Raw genomic sequence first — 19,740 nt, forward strand, 5'->3', positions numbered from 1 at the left:
GATGGAGTGCACTATCGCGGGGTGCCGGTAGTTTGGAAGCTTCATTAAACAAGGGAACTTCGGGCGCTGACGCACCCGGCGCGGTTATCGCCGAAATCGCGGAGGAACTGCGCTTCGCCGACTATCGCGGGAAGGTGGCGGACTATATCCCGCCGCTGGCTGCCGTGCCGGACACCAAGTTCGGGATCGCGGTGGTCATGGCGGATGGCGCGGTGCACACGGCGGGCGATGCCGAAGAGGCGTTTTCGATACAGTCGATTTCCAAGGTCTTTGCGCTGACGCTGGCACTGGGCGCGGTGGGAGATCAGTTGTGGAGCCGGGTGGGCCGTGAACCGTCCGGCAGTGCGTTCAATTCGATCGTCCAGCTTGAAACCGAGCATGGCATCCCGCGCAATCCTTTCATCAACGCCGGGGCCATCGTCGTCACCGATGTGCTGCTCGGGCGCCTGGAGCCGCGCGAGGCGATCGGCCAGATGCTGCGCTTCGTGCGCGAACTGGCGGGTGACGACGGCATCGTCATCGACGAGGTCGTGGCTGCCGCCGAGAGCGAGACGGGTTTTCGCAACCGCGCGCTGGCCAATTACATGCGGGCTTTCGGCAATATCCACGGCGATGTCGAGCGGGTGCTGGGGACCTATTTCCACTTCTGCGCGCTCGCCATGAGTTGCCGCCAACTTGCGCTGGCCGGGCGCTATCTGATGAACGGCGGAATCTCGCACGGGCACCGCGTCATCAATGAGCGGCGTGCGCGGCGCATCAATGCGTTGATGATGTCCTGCGGCCACTACGATAACTCGGGCGATTTCGCCTATCGCATCGGGTTGCCCGGAAAGTCGGGCGTTGGCGGCGGAATTCTTGCCGTGGCGCCGGGCACCGCGAGTATCGCGGTATGGTCTCCCGGGCTCAACCAGAGCGGCAATTCGCACCTCGGGCAACTGGCGCTGGAGCGGCTTGTTCAGCGGACCGGCTGGTCCGTGTTCGAGCCGCGATCGTTGTAGCCCTCTCCGTCTAGGCCCGCTCGGGCTGCTTCAACTGGCCTGACTTGAGCGCAGGTTTCTGCGCCAGGCCGCCCTGTTCCTTGATCTGTTCGCGGAATTCGTCGCGCTTTTCGTGGATCGAGGCGATTACCGGCCCCATGGCGACGCCGATCTCGGTGAGTGCGGCTTCCGAGAGTTGCAACGAGCTTTCGAGCGTTTCGGGCACCGCGTGCGTGGCGCCGGCGCGATAGAGCACGGCAGCATGCTCGGCGTCGCGGGCGCGGGCGATGATCGGCAGGTCGGGAAAATCGGCGCGCAGCTTGCGGACGATGCGCTGGGCGGTGACGGGTTCGTCCATCGTCAGGATCACCGCCGCCGCACCGGCTGCGCCGAAGCGCAGCATGGCATCGCCGCGACCGGCATCCCCGAAGGCCACCGTGTAGCCATGGCGGCGCCCGTCCGTGACGAGGTCGGTATTGCTGTCCACCGCGAGGTAGGGGCGGCCGTGACGGGCCAGCATGTCGGCCACCAGCCGTCCGACGCGCCCGAAGCCGATGATGAGGGTCTGCGGCTTGTCGGTCGCCTCGGCGGGCTGGTGCGGCGTTTCCACGCTGTCCACCTGTTTGGCGAGCAGCTTGCCGATCATCGACAGCAGCGGGGTGACGGTAAGGCCCAGCGCGGTGACGATCTGCCAGAACATCGCCGTGCCTGGCTGGATGAGCTGTGCCGCGCCCGCCGCGCTCAGCACGATCAGCGTCGTTTCCGAAGGGCTCGACATCAGGATGCCGGTTTCGGTCGCGGTGCCGCGCCGGGCGCCCATCATGCGCAGCAGCAGGCCCGTCACCGTGGACTTGAGCAGGATCACGCCAACCGCGGCGATCAGGATCGAGGTGAGGTTCTCCCACACGATCCGAAGGTCGATGCTCATGCCGATGGTGATGAGGAACACGCCGAGCGCGAGGCCCTTGAACGGCTCGATGATCTGTTCGACCTCGGTATGGTATTCGGTCTCGGCGATCAGCAGGCCCGCGACGAGCGCGCCGACTATAGGGGAAAGACCGGTCGCCCCCGTCGCCAGCGAGGCCAGGATCACCACCAGCAGGCTGGCCGCCAGGAACAGTTCGGGGCTCTTGGTGCGTGCCGCCTGCGCGAAGAGCGGCGGGAGCAGGTAGCGGCCCAGCACCAGCAGCGCGGTGACGACCAGCGTGCCCCAGACCAGCGTGTGGATCAGGCCGTCCATTCCCGCGCCCTTGGCGTGGGGTGCCAGTGCGCCCAGCAGGAAGATGATCGGCACCAGCGCGATATCCTCGAACAGCAGCATGGCGAGCGCCGCGCGGCCGACCGGGGTGGTGGTGTCGGTCATCTTGAGGACGAGCGCCGTGGAGGATAGCGCCAGTGCGAGGCCGAGCGCCATCGCGCCGGAGAATCCCTGCCCGATCGCGGCGAAGAAGAATGTGAGGGCGCTGCCGGTCAGGATCAGTTCCAGCGAGCCGAGCCCGAACACGAAGCGCCGCATCGCCCACAAGCGGCCGAACGACAGTTCCAGGCCGATCGAGAACAGCAGCAGGATGATGCCGAATTCGGCGAATATCTCCAGCCCGTCGGGGTCGGTTATCGTCACCCAGGACAGCCACGGCGTATCGAACACCAGCCGGCCGAGACCGAAGGGGCCGACCAGCAGCCCTACGAGGATGAACCCGATCACCGGGGTGATGCGGAAACGGTTGAAAACGGGAATCACGATGCCCGCTGCACCCAGGATAACCAGTGCATCGGACAAGACGGGAGAGGAGAGAGCGTTGCTGCCGGCCATATCGGTCCGACTATGGCAGGCACGCCGCGCCAGACAATGCCGAACTTCGCCGATTCAGCGTCTAAGCCGGGGAAGAAATGCCTTCCTGTCGCCTTGCCGTGCAACTTCACTTGGCGTTCAGCAAAGCGCTGGTTATAGACCCGGCCATGTTCGAACGCTCGCGCTTCAAGATCGCCCTTCTCGCTGCCGCCACCGGCGCGATCGTCCTCACCGCAGGATGCGCAGGCGGGAGGGGCGGAAACAAGGACACCGCCTACGTCGCGCGCGACGTCGATACGCTTTACGCGGCCGCGCAGCAGCGCCTGAATCAGGGCCGCACCAAGCAGGCCGCCGCCCTGTTCGACGAAGTGGAGCGCCAGCACCCCTATTCGCCCTGGGCCCGCCGCGCGCAGCTCATGAGTGCGTTCAGCTACTATGCCGCGCGTGACTATACGAAGTCGATCCAGTCGGCGCAGCGCTTCCTCTCGATCCACCCGGGCAACAAGGACGCGCCTTACGCCTATTACCTGATCGCGATCTGCTATTACGAACAGATCAGCGACGTCACGCGCGACCAGAAGACCACCGAGCAGGCCAAGCAGGCGCTGACCGACGTGATGCGCCGCTATCCCGGCACGCCTTACGCCGCGGACGCGAAGCTCAAGATCGACCTTGTGAACGATCACCTCGCCGGCAAGGAAATGACCATCGGCCGCGGCTACGAGGCCAGCGGCAAGTGGCTCGCGGCAACCCTGCGCTTCCGCAACGTCGTCGACAATTTCCAGACCACCAGCCATGCACCGGAAGCCCTCTTCCGTCTGGTCGAGGGATATCTCTCGCTCGGCGTGCCCGAGGAAGCGCAGAAGGCGGCGGCCGTGCTGGAAAACAACTATCCGAACAGCAAGTGGTACGCACGCGCCTACAAGCTAATGGAAAAGTACGCTCCGAAGAACGTCGCCGCCTGAGGCGCCTGCGGTGCGGCTGCCTGAGCGGTGGGCGCAAAGATGCGTGACGGGCGAATAAGTTTTCGCTAGAACGGATCGCGAACATGCTGAACCGCCTCTCCATCCGCAACATCGTGCTGATCGAAGCGCTCGACCTCGATTTCGCAAGGGGGCTGGGCGTTCTCACGGGTGAAACCGGCGCGGGCAAGTCGATCCTGCTCGATGCACTGGGCCTCGTGATCGGGAACCGTGCCGACAGCGGGCTGGTGCGGGCCGGCGAAAGCCGGGCGATCGTCACGGCCAGCTTCGAATTCGCAGAGCTTCCCGGCGTCGTTCGCAAGGTGCTGGAAGAGGCCGATCTCGAAATCGAGCCGGGCGAGCCGCTGATCCTCAAGCGCCAGCTCAAGGCTGATGGCGGCAGCCGGGCCTTCCTCAACGACCAGCCGGTGGGCGTTGCGCTGCTGCGCGAAATTGCGCCGGCGCTCGTTGAGATCCACGGCCAGCACGACGATCGCGGCCTCGTGAACGCGAAGGGGCACCGCGCCCTGCTCGATCGTTTCGCGGGCGGGGACGTTGCCGGGGTGGAGGCTGCGTGGAAGACCTGGCGCACCGCCCAGAGCGCCCTTGACGGTGCGCGCGCGCAAGTCGCCAAGGCGGCCGAAGATCAGGACCTGTTGCTGGCGCACCTTGCCGAGCTGGATGCGCTGGGTCCGCAGGAAGGCGAGGAGGAAGAACTCGCCCATGCCCGCGCCGAAATGCAGAAGGGCGAGAAGCTTTCCGACGATCTCGTTGCGCTCCAGCATCTGTGGACCGGGTCCGATTCGGCGCTGGCTTCACTGCGCGGCGCGTCCCGCCGGCTTGACCGTATCGCCGGCGAGCATCACCTGCTTGCCGAAGCGCTCGAAGCGCTGGACCGGGCGGTGATCGAGGCGAGCGAGGCGGAAGACAAGCTGGACCGCGCCGCCGAGGCCCTGGCTTTCGACCCCGACGAACTCGACCGAATCGAGACGCGGTTGTTCGATCTGCGCGCCGCGGCCCGCAAGCAGGGCTGCCAGGTGGACGAGCTGCCGGAAAAGATGCGGGAGATGCGCAGTGCGCTGGACGCCATCGAAGGCGGAGAGGAGCATGTCGCCGGGCTTGAACGCACCGCGCAGAAGGCGGCGCTGGCCTATCGCGAACAGGCCGAGGCGCTGCACGACCTGCGCCGGGCCGCCGCCAAGCGGCTCGACAAGGCGGTGGCGGCCGAACTCGCGCCGCTGAAGCTCGATGCCGCCCGCTTCCAGACCTCGGTGATCCGCGTGCCGGAAGACCGCTGGGGTTCGCATGGCATGGATGCCGTCGAATTTCTCATCAGCACGAATCCCGGCGCCGATTTCGCTCCGCTTGCCAAGATCGCTTCGGGCGGCGAACTCTCGCGCTTCATCCTCGCGCTCAAGGTGGCGCTGGCCGAAGAAGGCGGCGCCGCGACGGTGATCTTCGACGAGATCGACCGGGGTGTCGGCGGCGCGGTCGCCAGCGCGATCGGCGAGCGTCTGGCGCGGCTTGCCTCGGAAGGGCAGTTGCTGGCGGTTACGCACAGCCCGCAGGTCGCGGCGCGCGGGCGGCGGCACTACATGATCGCCAAGTCCAGCGAAGGCACCGTCACGCGCACCTCGGTGGCGCTGCTCGACGAGGGCGAGCGCAAGGAAGAGATCGCGCGGATGCTCTCCGGGGCGGAGGTGACGGCCGAGGCTCGGGCGCAGGCGGATCGGTTGCTCGAAGTTTAAAAGGCAAGCCCCGGGGGATGATCCCCCGGACCCTCGGAACTTCAACCTCGCCCGTTGTCTGTCCGTAGTACCCTCCGCTGCTTTTCCTTTTCTTCCCTTTGCACTGCAAGGCAGGAAGCCTAGTGTCCGCCCCGACAATTCCCCCAGACGGACCACATCCCATGCCCAAGTTCCTCCTCGCCTCCGCGCTGCTCGCCGCGACCAGCCTCGTTTCCGCTCCGGCCCTTGCGGCGGAACCGGCCTACGATCTCGCCGTGCAGAAGGCGAAGCTGGCGACGATCCCGATGGAGGTGGACACGAAGTTCCTCTCGGCCGAGGAGCGGGACGTGGTGAACCTCCTCATCAAGGCTTCCGACCTGATGAGCGAGGTCTACTTGCGGCAGCGCTACGCGGAGAACCCGCAAGTGCGCCGCGCGGTCTCGATGAACCGCCGCGCCGACCGCGACCTGTTGGTCGAGATGTTCGACCGTAATTTCGGGCCCTGGGACGAACTGGCCGACCTGCACCCGTTCTGGGGCACCACGCCGATGCCGGAAGGTGCGGGCTTCTATCCCGAAGATCTTACGCGCGCCGATTTCGAGGCTTACCTTGCCGCGCACCCGGACCAGAAGGCGGCGCTGACCAGCCCTTACACGGTCGTCCGCAGGGACGGCGCGAAGCTGGTCGCGGTGCCTTATTCGGTCGCCTACAAGGCGTGGCTGGAACCGGCGGCCGGCCTGCTCGATCAGGCGGCGGCGCGGACGAGCAACGCCAGCCTGAAGAAATTCCTTTCGCTGCGGGCCAAGGCCTTCCGCACGGACGACTACTACGAGAGCGAACTGGCATGGATGGACCTGAAGGACACGCCCATCGAAGTCGCCATCGGGCCCTATGAGGTCTACACCGATCGTCTGATGGGCGCTAAAACGTCGTTCGAGAGCTTCGTGACGCTCAAGGACCCGGTGGAATCCGCTGCGCTTGCCAAGTACAAGGACTACTTGCGCGACATGGAAGCGAACCTTCCGATCGAGGATGCCTACAAGAACTTCCAGCGCGGGTTCGAAAGTCCGATTGCCGTGGCCGAACAGATTCGCGGCGGCGGCGACAATGTGCCGGGGCCGCAGACGGTCGCTTTCAACCTTCCCAATGACGAGCGCGTGCGCGAGGCCAAGGGCGCCAAGAAGGTGATCCTGTCGAATGTGCTGGGCGCAAAGTTCGAGCGTATCCTGAAGCCCATGGGCGCACTGGTGCTGGTGCCGTCGCAGGCGGGTCTGGTCGATCGCAAGTACATGCAGCTCGAAACGCTGTTCCATGAACTCTCGCACAGCCTCGGGCCGGGCACGATCGTCGTGAACGGTCAGACCACCACCGTGGACAAGGCGCTGAAGGAGCAGAACTCGGCAATCGAGGAAGCCAAGGCCGATGTCGCCGGGGTCTGGGACATCCTGTTGATGATGAAGAAGGGCGAGATTCCGGCATCCGAGCGTCCCCAGCTTTTCGCCACTTATGTCGCGGGCATCTTCCGCGCGGTGCGCTTCGGCGCGGTGGAGGCGCATGGCAAGGGCGCCGCGCTCCAATATGGGTACCTGCGCGACAAGGGCGCCTTCACTTACGACGCAGCGGCGCGGCGCTATGCTTTCGACGATGCGAAGATGGAGGCAGGGCTGCGCGACCTGCTGCACGACATGCTGATGCTTCAGGCCAAGGGCGACTACGAAGGCACGAAGGTCTTCATGGCGCGCTGGGCGAAGCTGGATCCCGAGGCGGAAGCCGTGATCGCGAGCATGGCGAGCCTGCCGGTCGATATCCGGCCGGTCTATCCCGAAGGCATCTGACCGCTGCCGGTCAGGGCCGCATAACCACATGGCCGAAGGGCTGGCCGCTGAGGATGAATTCGTAGGCTTCGGCGGCCTCGCACAAGGCGAACTCGTGCTCGATGGGAAGCTGGATGCCGCCCTGGCTTACGCGGGCCAGCAGGCGCGTGACTTCGTCGTGGATATCGGGCTCGCCCAGCGGGCCGGCGGGCGCGATGGCGAAGCGCCTGATCGTGGGGCCGCCTGCGCCTTCCTTGCCATATCCGATCGAGGCCAGACCGTTTCCGGCGGCTGAGATCGCGGCGTAGCGTCCGCCCGGTGCAACGAGACGGGCAAGCTGCGTGGACCTTTCACCGGCGCTGACGTCGAACACGAAATCGACGCCCTTGCCACCGGTCAGTTCCAGACATGCGGCCATCACGTCGTCCTGTTCGGGGTAGAGGGCGTGATGGAGGCCGAGTTCCCTCAGCCTGGCGCCGCGCGCCGGATCTCGGGATATTCCGATGACGGTGGCGCCCGTTTCGGCGGCGAGTTGCAGCGCGACGATACCGAGACTGCTGGTGATGTGATTGATGAGCAGGACTTCGCCGGGTTGCAGCTGGCCCCGTGCGAAAAGCGTCCCCTGCGCGGCGGCCAGCGTGAAAGGCGCGGCCGTCCCGAAGCCCGGATCGATGCCCTGGGGCAGGGGCCAGGTGGAAGCTTCCGGCGCGGCGAACAGTTCGGCATGGCTGCCCCAGCCGTGGCAGGCCACAACCCGGTCGCCGATGCGGAACCGGGTTACTTTCGCGCCGGTGGCGATGACGATGCCGCAGGCCTGGCTACCGGCAATGCCCGAAGGGGGGATCTCCGCAAGGCCGCTTTGATAGAGCGCCAGCTTCACCAGATCGATGGCTTCGATGGAAGCCAGCTCGACACGGATAAGCACCATGTCTGCCGCTACATCCGGTTCAGGTGCATCGCCAAAAGTCAGCATGGGACGTGCTCCGGGCCCGGAGTGAAAAACAGCCTTCAAACGATCCCCGCGTCTCTGGATTGAATTCGATCTTGTTGGACAACACTGTATAAAATCGATTGCACGTCAAGGCATTCCTGCGGGTAAACTGCTGCCATTATGGCTTATCTCTCAGTGTGATCGACGTTTTTCCACCGGCGCGAACCGGCAGGTAGAGCCCGCGTCCGCTGGCCTTGATGGTCCCTGTGTGCGTTTCGGTGACTTCGGCCCGGATCACGAATTCGCCTTCCCGCTTGTCGTCGATGGCGCGCGCGATCTTGCCGAGGAGGTCCCGGTAGTCGTTCTCGAAATTCTGCCCGAGCGCCGCGGAGAGCGTGCTGGACACGCCGGGCGTATTGGCAAGGGCCAGCAGGATATCGCCGCCCACCGCGTCCGTCGTGCCGCCGACATGGAAATCGGCGAAGTCCACCTTGCGCGAATTAGCGGCATTTACCGGGGTTGCGGTGATCCAGACCGTTCCATGTGCCGCCTTCAACCGTTCGGCTACGCCGCGGGCCGTGAAGTTTATACCTACCGCGATTCTGCCGCCGGTGGTTCCGTAGATGGTCGCCTTGTGGAAGGTGGCCATTACCGGGCCGATGTGCGGAACCGCGAACGGCCGCTGCGACCGCTTGACGAGCGCGCGCATCAGGACCGGCTCAAGCTCGCGATAATCGGCGATCACCGGGATGAAGAAAGCCAGCCGGCCGGCTTCCGCTGTCATCGGGCGCAGCGGGGGCAGGGGCGCGGCGGGCGGATCGGGCGGACGGTGGCCAACGAAGGTTTCGGTGAGCGCCTTGAGGCCCAGCCGCAGGACCAGCCGATGTCCATCCAGTTCGTACCCGCCGTACTGCAATTCCTGCGGCGTGATCCGCATCCAGACAGGCGGGTTCCTCTCATTCAGGGCGAGCGAGGTGAAGGCGGAGGCCCAGGCCCTTTCGATCTGCGGTCTCAGTTCCAGGCGGGCAAGCTGCCCGGGGAGAGTTGTTTCAAGCCGGGCGATCACCGGGGCGAGCTTGCGGTCCGCCGGTTCGGTGAGGTCTATGCGCTGGCCGAGGAAATCGAGATGGGGATGCTCGGTCCAGCTATAGCGGATGTCCACCGTGCCGCGCGGGGTCCAGTCCTGCGCGAGCGTGAGGCGGATCGTGGCGCGGGCCGTGGCATCTGCCGTTGCGGTTTCCCGCTTGAGGACGCCGGCGATATCCTCGGCGCGGACGACGGCGTGCAGCGGCATGGTCAGCACGATGTCGCGGCCCTTGCCGGTGAAGCTTACCGGACCGCGCGTGACTTCGCCGATGATGCGGCACTTGATGTCCGGGGTCTTGAGCTTGACGAAAGCCACCTTGACCTTCCTTGACGGAACGCAAGTGCTGTCCGGCCTGTCGATCGACCAGAGCCGGCGGGGAATCTCCCGCTCCAGCGCCCGGGCGAGTTCGCTTACGTCGGCATGGATGGGGACGGTGACGAGCGATGCCTGCGGTTCCATGCGAATGGCGTCGGTGGCGCGGGGCGGCGGCCCTTCATCGGCCCGGCGCTTACACCCCGCGAGCGCGAGCGCGAGGCAAAGCGCGAGCGTCGTCGCTCCCATGGCGCAGTGGCCCGCCGCACGGACCTTTCCTGTCCTCATTGCGCGAATGTCCCGGAAATTGTCCCCTCCGCACAGGACAATACGCGAGAATTGCGGCAGTTCCAATCACGGTGTGAAACGCAGGTAAGCCGCAATCCTGGAGCCTGTGTGGCGGTCGCGATAGCGGCCGGGGGCCAGGTCGTCCCCGATCGATGTCCCGGTATATCGCAGGCCCAGCGCGAGCCGGTCCATCTGCTGTTCGACGCCGAGATAATGGTCCCAGTAACTGCCGTCCGGGCGCAGGCGCTGGACGCGCATGGCGGCAAGAGCGGAATTCCGGGTGGAGCCGGTGCTGTAGCCGCCCCCACCATAGACGGTGAGCGCGGTGCCGGGAATGCCGACGGCAGCATTGGCTTCAAGGTAGAGATCGCTGCCGCCGATCGCCTTCTGCGAAGGCGCGAAGCTGGCGCCGAGGTCGAGACGGGCGGGGCCGATCGTGCGGGAGAGGCGCGTGCCGAGTTCGCCGTAGCTCAGGCCCGAGGCGCCGACGAAGACATGGCCGGTGGCTGCCGCGGAAAGCGTCCATCCGCCGCCGGAGTAGAGCGTCAATTCCGGAGACAGGGTGAGGCCTATGTCGGCGTCGCCGTGTCTTGCGCTGTCCCGCAGGCTGGCGGCGCCGAGATCGATCGAGACATCGGAGGACAAGGGCAGGCTGGCATCCACAGCCATGGCCGCGCGGCCGCCGCTCCAGCTCAGCCCGCGTGCGCGCAAGTCGCTGGTGGCCTCCAGCGAGACGCTGGCGGCGGCGGACTGGGCCTGGCTGTGGGCGGGAAAGACGATTGCGGCGGCCACGAGGGCCGCCGGGAAAGCGTATCTGGTCATCCCGACGCTCTAGCGCGGTTCAGTTCGCGGCGAAATCGCGTGCGGCGTCGATTGCGGCCAATGTATCGTGGTGGTCGGCGGATGCCAGTTCGCGGACGTGATCCGAAATCGCATCGGCCTTGCCCGCCACGAATTCGCCCCTCTGCCGGTCGTCGCGGCGGCAGTCTCCGGGTTGGCTCTGCGTGAAGGTCCTCGTGCCGGGAAGCACGGTGGCGATGGCCCTGGCGCCGCCCGCAGGCTGAATGCGCCGCTCGACCGAGACTTGCGCGGTAAGGATGCAGCGCCGGCTGCTGGTGCGGGCCGGGGGGGAGATGCCGATGGCCTTGGCGCGGGTCTCGATCCGGGTGACGTAATCGACCGTGTAGGCCGCGCCGCGATGCTGGACCTCGAGCGAATGGGCCGGAGCCGCGCGGGGAACTGCGGAGGCGGAGATGGCTGCGGTTGCGGCGAGAACCAGGAAGCTCAAGTGATCACCCTCTCATCTTTGCCTAAATAATAGGCATTAAATGCTTATTGTTTGGGCATCCTCGATAGCAGCGGCTATTGTCCCGTTCGTTTCCCGATCTTGAATTTCATTGTCTTTCCGGGCGGCCGAATTCGCGACACGCGGTTCAGTTTCGGGCGAAGAGCTGGCCAAGATCGGCGAAAGCCTTCATCTCGATGGCATTGCCGGAAGGATCGCGGAAGAACATCGTGGCCTGTTCGCCCGGCTGTCCGGCAAAGCGGATATAGGGTTCGATGCCGAACGCCATCCCGGCGTCGCGCAGACGCGCGGCGAGAGCCTGCCAGTCCTCCATCGCCAGCACGATCCCGAAATGCGGCACCGGCACGCCGTGTCCATCGACCGGATTGGATCCGGCATCGCCGCGCGCCATGTCCGGCACGTGATGGGCGACGATCTGGTGGCCATGGAAGTCGAAGTCGATCCACGATGCACTGCTGCGTCCTTCCCGGCATCCCATGACCCCGCCCCAGAATGCCCGGGCGGCGTCGAGATCGTGGACGGGAAAGGCGAGGTGGAAGGGGCGCAGGTTCATGGGGCGAGAGGTAGCGGGAATGCGCGCGCGCCCCAAATGGAAAAGCCGGCGATGCTTTCGCACCGCCGGCTTTCGCCTGGCCTTCGAAGAAGGAGCCGATCAGATGTGGATCGGCTTGCCCAGCACGGCCATGGCCGCTTCCTTGATCGCTTCCGAATGGGTCGGGTGCGCGTGGCAGGTGTAGGCGATGTCTTCCGAGGTCGCGCCGAATTCCATGGCCTGCGCGGCCTGGCCGATCATCGTGCCTGCCACCGAGGCGATGCACCACACGCCGAGCACGCGGTCGGTCTCGGCATCGGCGATCACCTTCACGAAGCCGTCCGGCTCGTGGTTGGTCTTGGCGCGCGAGTTGGCGAGCATCGGGAACTTGCCGACCTTGATCGCGCCGCGTTCCTTGGCGGCTTCCTCGGTGAGGCCGACGCCCGCGAATTCCGGCTGGGTGTAGACCACGCCCGGGATCACGTCATGGTTCACGATGCCGGTCAGGCCCGCGATGTTCTCGGCCACGGCAATGCCTTCGTCCTCGGCCTTATGCGCGAGCATCGGGCCGGGGATCACGTCGCCGATGGCCCAGACGCCGTCCACCTTGGTGGCGAAGTCGTGGTCGGTTTCGATCTGAGCGCGTGCGTTCAGTTCGATGCCGATCTTGTCGAGGCCAAGGCCTTCGGTGTTGGGACGGCGACCGATCGAAACCAGCACGACGTCGGCCTCGATCACTTCCGCGTCACCGCCCTTGGCGGGTTCGACAGTGACCTTGGCGGTCTTGCCTTCCACGGTCACGCCGGTGACCTTGGTGCCGAGCTTCAGGACCATGCCCTGCTTCTTGAAGATCTTGCCGGCTTCACGGCGCACTTCGCCGTCCATGCCGGGCAGGAGCTGGTCGAGGTATTCGACGACGGTGACTTCCGCGCCGAGACGGCGCCAGACCGAACCGAGTTCGAGACCGATCACGCCGCCGCCGATGACGACCATCTTCTTGGGAACGGAGGCCAGCTCCAGCGCGCCGGTGGAATCAACCACCACGCCGCCGGCATTGTTGATCTCGACGCCGGGAAGCGGGGTGACCGAGGAACCGGTGGCGATCACGATGTTCTTGGCGGTCACGGTCTTGCCCGCGACTTCCACGCTGTGCGCGTCCTTGAACTGGGCGTAGCCCTTCAGCCAGTCGATCTTGTTCTTCTTGAACAGGAATTCGATGCCGCCGGTCAGGCCCTTCACGGCGTCCTTGCGCTGGCCCTGCATGGTGTCGAGGTCGAGCTCGGGGGTCACCTTGATGCCCATCGCCGCCATCGCGCCGCCCTTGGCCGCCTCGAAGTATTCCGATGCGTGGAGCAGGGCCTTGGAGGGGATGCAGCCGACGTTGAGGCAGGTACCGCCCAGCGTCTCGCGACCTTCGGCGCAGGCGGTCTTCAGACCGAGCTGTGCGGCGCGGATCGCAGCGACATAGCCGCCAGGGCCGGCACCGATGACAAGGACGTCGTAATCGTAATCAGCCATTGTTCAGGCCTCCGTACGCTCGTGCTTCGCACTTTGGGCACGAGCGGAAAATAGTCATTTCAACTCAAGTGAAAACCCCGCCCGGCCAGATGTTTTTCAGGACGGGCGGGGTCTGCAACTCAGAGGTCGATGAGGAGACGGGTGGGATCCTCGATCGCTTCCTTGATCGTCTTGAGCGCGGTGACCGCTTCACGGCCGTCGATCAGGCGGTGATCGTAGGACAGCGCGATGTACATCATCGGGCGGATCACGATCTCGCCGTTACGGACGACCGGGCGATCCTCGATGCGGTGCAGGCCGAGCACGGCCGACTGCGGAGGGTTGATGATCGGGGTCGACATCAGGCCGCCGAACACGCCGCCGTTGGAGATCGTGAAGGTGCCGCCGGCCATGTCGGCCATGGTCAGCGTGCCTTCCTTGGCCTTCTTGCCGAAGTTCGCGATCGCCTTCTCGATGCCGGCGAAGCCGAGCTTGTCGCAGTCCTTCACGACCGGAACGACGAGGCCGTTCGGGGCCGAGACGGCGATCGAGATGTCGACGTAGTCGTGATAGACGATCTGTTCGCCGTCGATCTGGGCGTTGACCGCCGGGATGTCCTTCAGCGCCAGGACCGAAGCCTTGGCGAAGAACGACATGAAGCCGAGCTTGATGCCGTGCTTCTTCTGGAACACGTCCTTGTACTTCTCGCGCGCCTCGATGACGGCCGACATGTCGACGTCGTTGAAGGTGGTGAGAAGCGCGGCGTTGTCCTGCGCGGACTTCAGGCGCTTGGCGATGGTCTGGCGCAGGCGCGTCATCTTGACGCGTTCTTCGTTGCGCGCAGCCGGAGCGGCGGCGGCCGAAGCGGCGACAGGCGCCGAGGCGGGCTTGTTCTTGGCGGCTTCAAGGACGTCGTCCTTGGTGATGCGGCCGTCCTTGCCGGTGCCCTTGATGGTGGCCGGGTCGATGCCGTGTTCCAGGATCGCGCGGCGGACGGCCGGCGACAGGACCGAGGCACCGGCCGAACCTTCGTCGGCGGCAGCAGCCGCGGCCGGGGCGACGGCGGCAGCCGCGGGGGCCGGAGCCGGAGCGGCGGCGGCCGGTGCTGCGGCAGCCTTGGGAGCGGCGGCGGCGCCGGTGCCTTCCTCGATCGTGGCGATCAGCGCGCCGACGACGACGGTGTCGCCTTCCTTGGCGATCTGCTGGCCCATGACGCCCGCGTGGGGCGCCATGACGTCGATCGCGACCTTGTCGGTCTCGAGGCTGGCAATGGGCTCGTCAGCGGCAACGGCTTCGCCGGGCTGCTTCAGCCACTGGCCGATGGTGGCTTCGGCGACGGATTCCCCGAGGACGGGGACCTTGACTTCGGTGGTCATGATTTATCTCAAGCCTTCTGCTTGCGACGGAGTTCGGAACGAACGGAAAGATGCAGCGCATCGGCGACCAGCGCAGCCTGTTCGGCAACGTGGCGCTTGGCGAGACCGGTGGCAGGCGAGGCCGAGGCATTGCGACCGGCATAGCGCGGACGCGGCTGGGCGACGCCGGCTTCCTTGGCGGCAGCCTCGATCTGCGATTCGACGAAGAACCAGGAACCGTTGTTCTGCGGTTCTTCCTGGCACCAGACGACCTCTTCGAGGTTCGGCATGCGCGCCAGGCGCTTTGCCAGCGGCTCGCCCGGGAAGGGATAGAGCTGCTCGATGCGGATGATCTGGGTGTCGTCGATCTCGGCGGCATCGCGGGCTTCGAGCAGGTCGTAGAAGACCTTGCCCGAGCACAGGATGACCTTCTTGGTGGCCGCATCTTCCGAAGCCCTGGGGTCGGAGAGGATGCGCGAGAAGGTGCCGGTGGTGAACTCCGAGGCCTGCGACTTTGCCAGCGGGTGGCGAAGCAGCGACTTCGGGGTCATGATGATCAGCGGCTTGCGGAACGGACGGTGCATCTGACGGCGCAGAACGTGGAAGTAGTTCGCGGGCGTCGTGATGTTGCAGACCTGGATGTTGTCCTGTGCGCAGAGCTGCAGGTAACGTTCCAGACGGGCCGACGAGTGCTCCGGACCCTGGCCTTCGTAGCCGTGGGGCAGCAGCATGACGAGGCCGTTGGCGCGCAGCCACTTGGACTCCGCCGAGGCGACGTACTGGTCGATGATGATCTGCGCACCGTTGGCGAAGTCACCGAACTGGGCTTCCCAGAGCACCAGCGTCTTCGGGTCGGCGCTGGCGAAGCCGTACTCGAAGCCGAGCACGCCATATTCCGAAAGCGTCGAGTTCAGGACCTCGAAGCGGCCGTGGGGCAGGGTGGTGAGCGGCGTGTACTTGTGCTCGTCCTTCTGGTCGACCCAGACGGAGTGACGCTGCGAGAAGGTGCCGCGTTCGCAGTCCTGGCCGGACAGGCGCACGTTGTAGCCTTCGGTGACGAGGCTGCCGAAAGCGAGAGCTTCCGCCGTGGCCCAGTCGAAGCCGTCGCCCGACTTGAACATCTCTTCCTTGGCCGCCAGCACGCGGGCCAGCGTCTTGTGGACGGTCAGGCCTTCGGGAACGGTGGTCAGGGTACGGCCGAGGCTGTCGAACAGCTTGGTCTCGATCGTGGTGTCGACGTTGCGGCGCGCGGTTTCGGGATCGGCAGGCTTGTGGAAGCCGCTCCACTGGCCGGAGAACCAGTCGGCCTGGTTGGCCTTGTAGGTCTTGGCCGCCTCGAACTGCTCTTCGAGATGCGCGGTGAAGTCCGCTTCGGTCTTCGCCAGGAAGGTGTCGTCGATGACGCCGTCCTGCTTCAGACGGTCGCCATAGATCTGGCTGACCGGCGGATGCTGGCGGATCTTCTGGTACATCAGCGGCTGCGTGAAGCCGGGCTCGTCGCCTTCGTTGTGGCCGAAGCGGCGATAGCACCACATGTCGATCACGATGTCGCGGCCGAAGGTCTGGCGATAGTCGATCGCCAGCTTGCACGCGAACGTCACCGCAGCCGGATCGTCGCCGTTGACGTGCAGGATCGGGGCCTGGACGCCCTTCGCCACGTCGGACGGGTACGGCGAGTTGCGCGCGAACTGCGGGCTCGTCGTGAAGCCGATCTGGTTGTTGATGATGAAGTGGATGCAACCGCCGGTGTTGTAGCCCTTCACGCCCGAGAGGCCGAAGCACTCCCAGATGATGCCCTGGCCGGCGAAGGCCGCGTCACCGTGGATCAGGACCGGCAGCACCTGCTTGTGCTTGGCGCCGGGGCCGATGTCGTCGCCGATGTCGTCGGCGATGGTCTGGTAGGCGCGGACCTTGCCCAGCACGACCGGGTCGACCGTTTCGAGGTGCGACGGGTTGGGCATCAGGCTCATGTGGACCTTGATGCCGTCGAACTCACGGTCGGCCGAAGTGCCGAGGTGGTACTTCACGTCGCCCGAGCCGCCCACGTCTTCCGGGTTGGCGGTGCCGCCCGAGAATTCGTGGAAGATGACCTTGTAGGGCTTGGCAAGCACGTTGGCGAGAACGTTCAGGCGGCCGCGGTGGGCCATGCCGTACACGATTTCCTTCACGCCCAGCGCGCCGCCGTACTTGATCACGGCTTCGAGCGCCGGGATCATGGCTTCGCCGCCGTCAAGGCCGAAGCGCTTGGTGCCGACGTACTTCTTGCCGAGGAACTTCTCGTACTGCTCGCCGCGGACGACGGCCTGAAGGATTGCCTTCTTGCCTTCGGCGGTGAACTCGATTTCCTTGTTCGCGCCTTCCATCCGCTCCTGGAGGAAACGGCGTTCCTCGACATCGGCGATGTGCATGTATTCGAGGCCGACCTTGCCGCAATAGTTCGCGCGCAGGATCTGCACGATCTCGCGAACGGTCGTCCATTCGAGGCCGAGCGCGCCGCCGACGTAGACCGGACGGTCCTGCGCGGCGCCTACGAAGCCGTGGTATTCGGGCGTGAGGTCAGCGGGAAGCTGGCGCTGGTTGAGGCCGAGCGGGTCGAGATCGGCTGCCAGGTGACCGCGCACGCGATATGTGCGGATCAGCATCATGGCGCGGATTGCGTCGGCCGCGGCTTCGTCTATGCGGGACTGGTCGACCTTCTGGCCGCCCTTTGCCGCTGCCTTCTCGATCTGGACCTTGAGCGCGCTGGGGTCGAGGCCCTGGGTCAGGTCGTCCTCGAATTCCGCTCCTACGAGCGGCCAGTTCTTGCGCTGCCAGCTCGGGCCGGCCTGCGGGCCGTCGAGGGCATCATCGGGGGTGAAGTCGAAACTTTCGTCGCCCATCGGGTGTCACCTTTTGTCGCGCCGGAAAACGGCCGGCGCTACCAAACTCGTTCTAGGACGATGGTCCCGATGGTGGGGGCCTCTTCGTCCGCATCGCGTCCGGCATCTCAAACGTGCCGGATCGCTCGTGGGTCCCGTGGCGGCGCGGGTCCGAAGACACGCGCCGCCCGCGGGGATAGTGTCAGGCGAGTTCCTTGAGGACTTCCACAAGGGTTTCACCCAGAAGCGACGGCGAGGCGGAGACGCGGATGCCCGCTTCTTCCATCGCCGCGATCTTGTCCTCGGCGCCGCCCTGGCCGCCCGACACGATCGCGCCGGCGTGGCCCATGCGGCGGCCCGGAGGCGCCGTGCGTCCGGCGATGAAGCCCGCCATGGGCTTCTTGCGGCCGCGCTTGGCTTCGTCCTTGAGGAACTGGGCCGCTTCTTCTTCGGCGCTGCCGCCGATTTCGCCGATCATGATGATCGACTTGGTCTCGTCGTCGGCCAGGAACAGTTCCAGCACGTCGATGAAGTTGGTGCCGTTGACCGGGTCGCCGCCGATGCCGACAGCGGTGGTCTGGCCCAGGCCCGCGTTGGTGGTCTGGAACACGGCTTCATAGGTGAGCGTGCCCGAGCGCGAGACGACGCCGACCGAACCCTTGGAGAAGATGCTGCCGGGCATGATGCCGATCTTGCATTCGCCGGGGGTCAGGACGCCGGGGCAGTTCGGACCGATCAGGCGCGACTTCGAGCCCGAAAGGGCGCGCTTCACGCGGACCATGTCGAGAACCGGGATACCCTCGGTGATCGCGACGATCAGTTCCATCTCGGCGTCGATCGCCTCGAGGATCGAGTCGGCGGCGAACGGCGGCGGAACGTAGATGCAGGTGGCGGTCGCACCGGTCGCGGCCTTGGCTTCGGCGACGGTGTTGTAGTTCGGCAGACCGATGTGGGTCGTGCCGCCCTTGCCCGGAGTCACGCCGGCAACCATCTGGGTGCCATAGGCGAGCGCCTGCTCGGTGTGGAAGGTGCCGGTGGCACCGGTCATACCCTGGGTAATGACCTTGGTGTTCTTGTTGACGAGAATGGACATAGGGGAATCCTAATTCCTGTTCCTGGTGTAGGCCGATTCCGGCTTGGGAAGCGCCATGGCGCAAATTCCGCGAAGTGCAACCGTCCAAGTCGTAAAATCAACGGGCCAGTAAGCCGAGCCCGGCCCGCTCCGGCACTTTGCCGGGCGGGCCGGGCCGGTCAAACGGATCAGGCCAGCGAGCCGTCGATCGCCTTGCAGGCGACCAGCAGTTCCTTGACCGCGTCGATCGAGACCTGGAGACCGGCCTTCGCCTTCTCGTTCAGCTCGATCTCGATGACCTGCTCGACGCCATCGGCGCCGATCACGACGGGCACGCCGACATAGAGGCCGTCGACGCCGTACTGGCCTTCGAGGTGCGCGGCACAGGGCAGGACGCGCTTCTGGTCGCCCAGGTACGATTCAGCCATGGCGATCGCCGAAGCGGCGGGAGCGTAGAAGGCCGAGCCGGTCTTCAGCAGGGCCACCACTTCGCCGCCGCCGTTGGCGGTGCGCTTGACGATGGCGTCGATGCGCTCCTGGGTGGTCTTGCCCATCTTGATGAGGTCGGGAACCGGGATGCCCTTGACGGTCGAGTATTCGACCACCGGCACCATGGTGTCGCCGTGGCCGCCGAGCACGAACGAGGTCACGTCGCGGACCGAAACGCCGAATTCCCAGGCCAGGAAGGTCGAGAAGCGGGCCGAGTCCAGCACGCCGGCCATGCCGACGACCTTGTTGTGGGGCAGGCCCGAGAATTCGCGCAGCGCCCAGACCATCGCGTCGAGCGGGTTGGTGATGCAGATCACGAAAGCGTCGGGTGCGTTGGCGGCGATGCCTTCGCCGACTGCCTTCATCACCTTGAGGTTGATGCCCAGCAGGTCGTCGCGGCTCATGCCCGGCTTGCGGGCGACACCGGCGGTGACGATGATGACGTCGGCGCCGGCAATGTCGGCATAGTCGTTGGTGCCGGTGATCTTGGCGTCGAAGCCCTCGACGGGACCGCACTGCGACAGGTCGAGCGCCTTGCCCTGCGGCAGGCCTTCTGCGACGTCGAAGAGGACGATGTCGCCCAGTTCCTTCTGCGCGGCGAGGTGCGCGAGGGTGCCGCCGATGTTGCCGGCGCCGATGAGGGCAATCTTCTTACGAGCCATGATGCTTGCTTGTCCTTCCCAGAGGCGGGATCGACGGACGAAAAGGCGGCCTGCTGTGTCCCGCTAAAGGCAGGTGCCG

General features: G+C 65.7%; 15 protein-coding genes. 4 read left to right on the forward strand and 11 right to left on the reverse strand.

Annotation, left to right across the window (positions count from 1 at the left end; all coding sequences use genetic code 11):
* The first annotated feature begins 32 nt into the window (after positions 1 to 32).
* Positions 33 to 998, forward strand: coding sequence for a glutaminase (locus tag ACXJ16_RS01005; RefSeq protein ID WP_463921025.1), 966 nt, complete (start codon positions 33 to 35; stop codon positions 996 to 998).
* Positions 999 to 1,008: 10 nt separating this feature from the next.
* Here the strand turns inward: ACXJ16_RS01005 and ACXJ16_RS01010 are convergent, their stop codons facing one another.
* Entirely contained in the window at positions 1,009 to 2,790 is a 1,782-nt protein-coding gene (locus ACXJ16_RS01010) for a cation:proton antiporter domain-containing protein (RefSeq protein ID WP_185996880.1), read from the reverse strand.
* 146 nt (positions 2,791 to 2,936) lie between these two features.
* Between ACXJ16_RS01010 and ACXJ16_RS01015 the strand changes: the two genes are divergently transcribed.
* The 3 genes from ACXJ16_RS01015 to ACXJ16_RS01025 all read left to right on the forward strand — a co-directional run bounded on the left by ACXJ16_RS01015 (position 2,937) and on the right by ACXJ16_RS01025 (position 7,293).
* A complete protein-coding gene (locus tag ACXJ16_RS01015) occupies positions 2,937 to 3,734 on the forward strand; it encodes an outer membrane protein assembly factor BamD (protein ID WP_054435825.1) in 798 nt (265 codons plus the stop codon).
* Between the two features lie 83 nt (positions 3,735 to 3,817).
* On the forward strand, positions 3,818 to 5,479 hold the full coding sequence (recN, locus tag ACXJ16_RS01020) for a DNA repair protein RecN (protein ID WP_185996881.1): 1,662 nt from the start codon (positions 3,818 to 3,820) through the stop codon (positions 5,477 to 5,479).
* A 161-nt stretch (positions 5,480 to 5,640) separates the two neighbouring features.
* The gene (locus ACXJ16_RS01025; RefSeq protein WP_324696389.1) at positions 5,641 to 7,293 is read left to right on the forward strand and encodes a DUF8614 domain-containing protein; all 1,653 of its coding nucleotides are present in this window, start codon (positions 5,641 to 5,643) and stop codon (positions 7,291 to 7,293) included.
* A 10-nt stretch (positions 7,294 to 7,303) separates the two neighbouring features.
* On the opposite strand, the gene ACXJ16_RS01030 is transcribed toward ACXJ16_RS01025, so the two are convergent.
* The 10 genes from ACXJ16_RS01030 to mdh all read right to left on the reverse strand — a co-directional run bounded on the left by ACXJ16_RS01030 (position 7,304) and on the right by mdh (position 19,661).
* Positions 7,304 to 8,245 (reverse strand): quinone oxidoreductase family protein, encoded by a 942-nt coding sequence (locus tag ACXJ16_RS01030; protein WP_082370186.1) that lies wholly within the window; start codon positions 8,243 to 8,245, stop codon positions 7,304 to 7,306.
* 136 nt (positions 8,246 to 8,381) lie between these two features.
* Complete coding sequence (locus tag ACXJ16_RS01035; protein WP_231635653.1) at positions 8,382 to 9,890, reverse strand: DUF4403 family protein; 1,509 nt, start codon at positions 9,888 to 9,890, stop codon at positions 8,382 to 8,384.
* 66 nt (positions 9,891 to 9,956) lie between these two features.
* The gene (locus ACXJ16_RS01040; RefSeq protein ID WP_132469617.1) at positions 9,957 to 10,712 is read right to left on the reverse strand and encodes a TorF family putative porin; all 756 of its coding nucleotides are present in this window, start codon (positions 10,710 to 10,712) and stop codon (positions 9,957 to 9,959) included.
* A 19-nt stretch (positions 10,713 to 10,731) separates the two neighbouring features.
* The gene (locus ACXJ16_RS01045) at positions 10,732 to 11,178 is read right to left on the reverse strand and encodes a hypothetical protein (protein ID WP_324696383.1); all 447 of its coding nucleotides are present in this window, start codon (positions 11,176 to 11,178) and stop codon (positions 10,732 to 10,734) included.
* A gap of 145 nt (positions 11,179 to 11,323) precedes the next feature.
* Entirely contained in the window at positions 11,324 to 11,749 is a 426-nt protein-coding gene (locus ACXJ16_RS01050; RefSeq protein WP_054435831.1) for a VOC family protein, read from the reverse strand.
* A gap of 99 nt (positions 11,750 to 11,848) precedes the next feature.
* Positions 11,849 to 13,246 (reverse strand): dihydrolipoyl dehydrogenase, encoded by a 1,398-nt coding sequence (gene lpdA / locus ACXJ16_RS01055; RefSeq protein WP_324696381.1) that lies wholly within the window; start codon positions 13,244 to 13,246, stop codon positions 11,849 to 11,851.
* A 119-nt stretch (positions 13,247 to 13,365) separates the two neighbouring features.
* Positions 13,366 to 14,601, reverse strand: coding sequence for a 2-oxoglutarate dehydrogenase complex dihydrolipoyllysine-residue succinyltransferase (gene odhB, locus ACXJ16_RS01060; protein WP_463921029.1), 1,236 nt, complete (start codon positions 14,599 to 14,601; stop codon positions 13,366 to 13,368).
* 8 nt (positions 14,602 to 14,609) lie between these two features.
* Entirely contained in the window at positions 14,610 to 17,459 is a 2,850-nt protein-coding gene (locus ACXJ16_RS01065; RefSeq protein ID WP_324696379.1) for a 2-oxoglutarate dehydrogenase E1 component, read from the reverse strand.
* A gap of 181 nt (positions 17,460 to 17,640) precedes the next feature.
* Complete coding sequence (gene sucD, locus ACXJ16_RS01070; RefSeq protein ID WP_132261868.1) at positions 17,641 to 18,531, reverse strand: succinate--CoA ligase subunit alpha; 891 nt, start codon at positions 18,529 to 18,531, stop codon at positions 17,641 to 17,643.
* Between the two features lie 167 nt (positions 18,532 to 18,698).
* A complete protein-coding gene (gene mdh, locus ACXJ16_RS01075) occupies positions 18,699 to 19,661 on the reverse strand; it encodes a malate dehydrogenase (RefSeq protein ID WP_185996889.1) in 963 nt (320 codons plus the stop codon).
* Between the last annotated feature and the right edge of the window lie 79 nt (positions 19,662 to 19,740).

Source organism: Novosphingobium sp. TK71 (genome assembly GCF_055361505.1).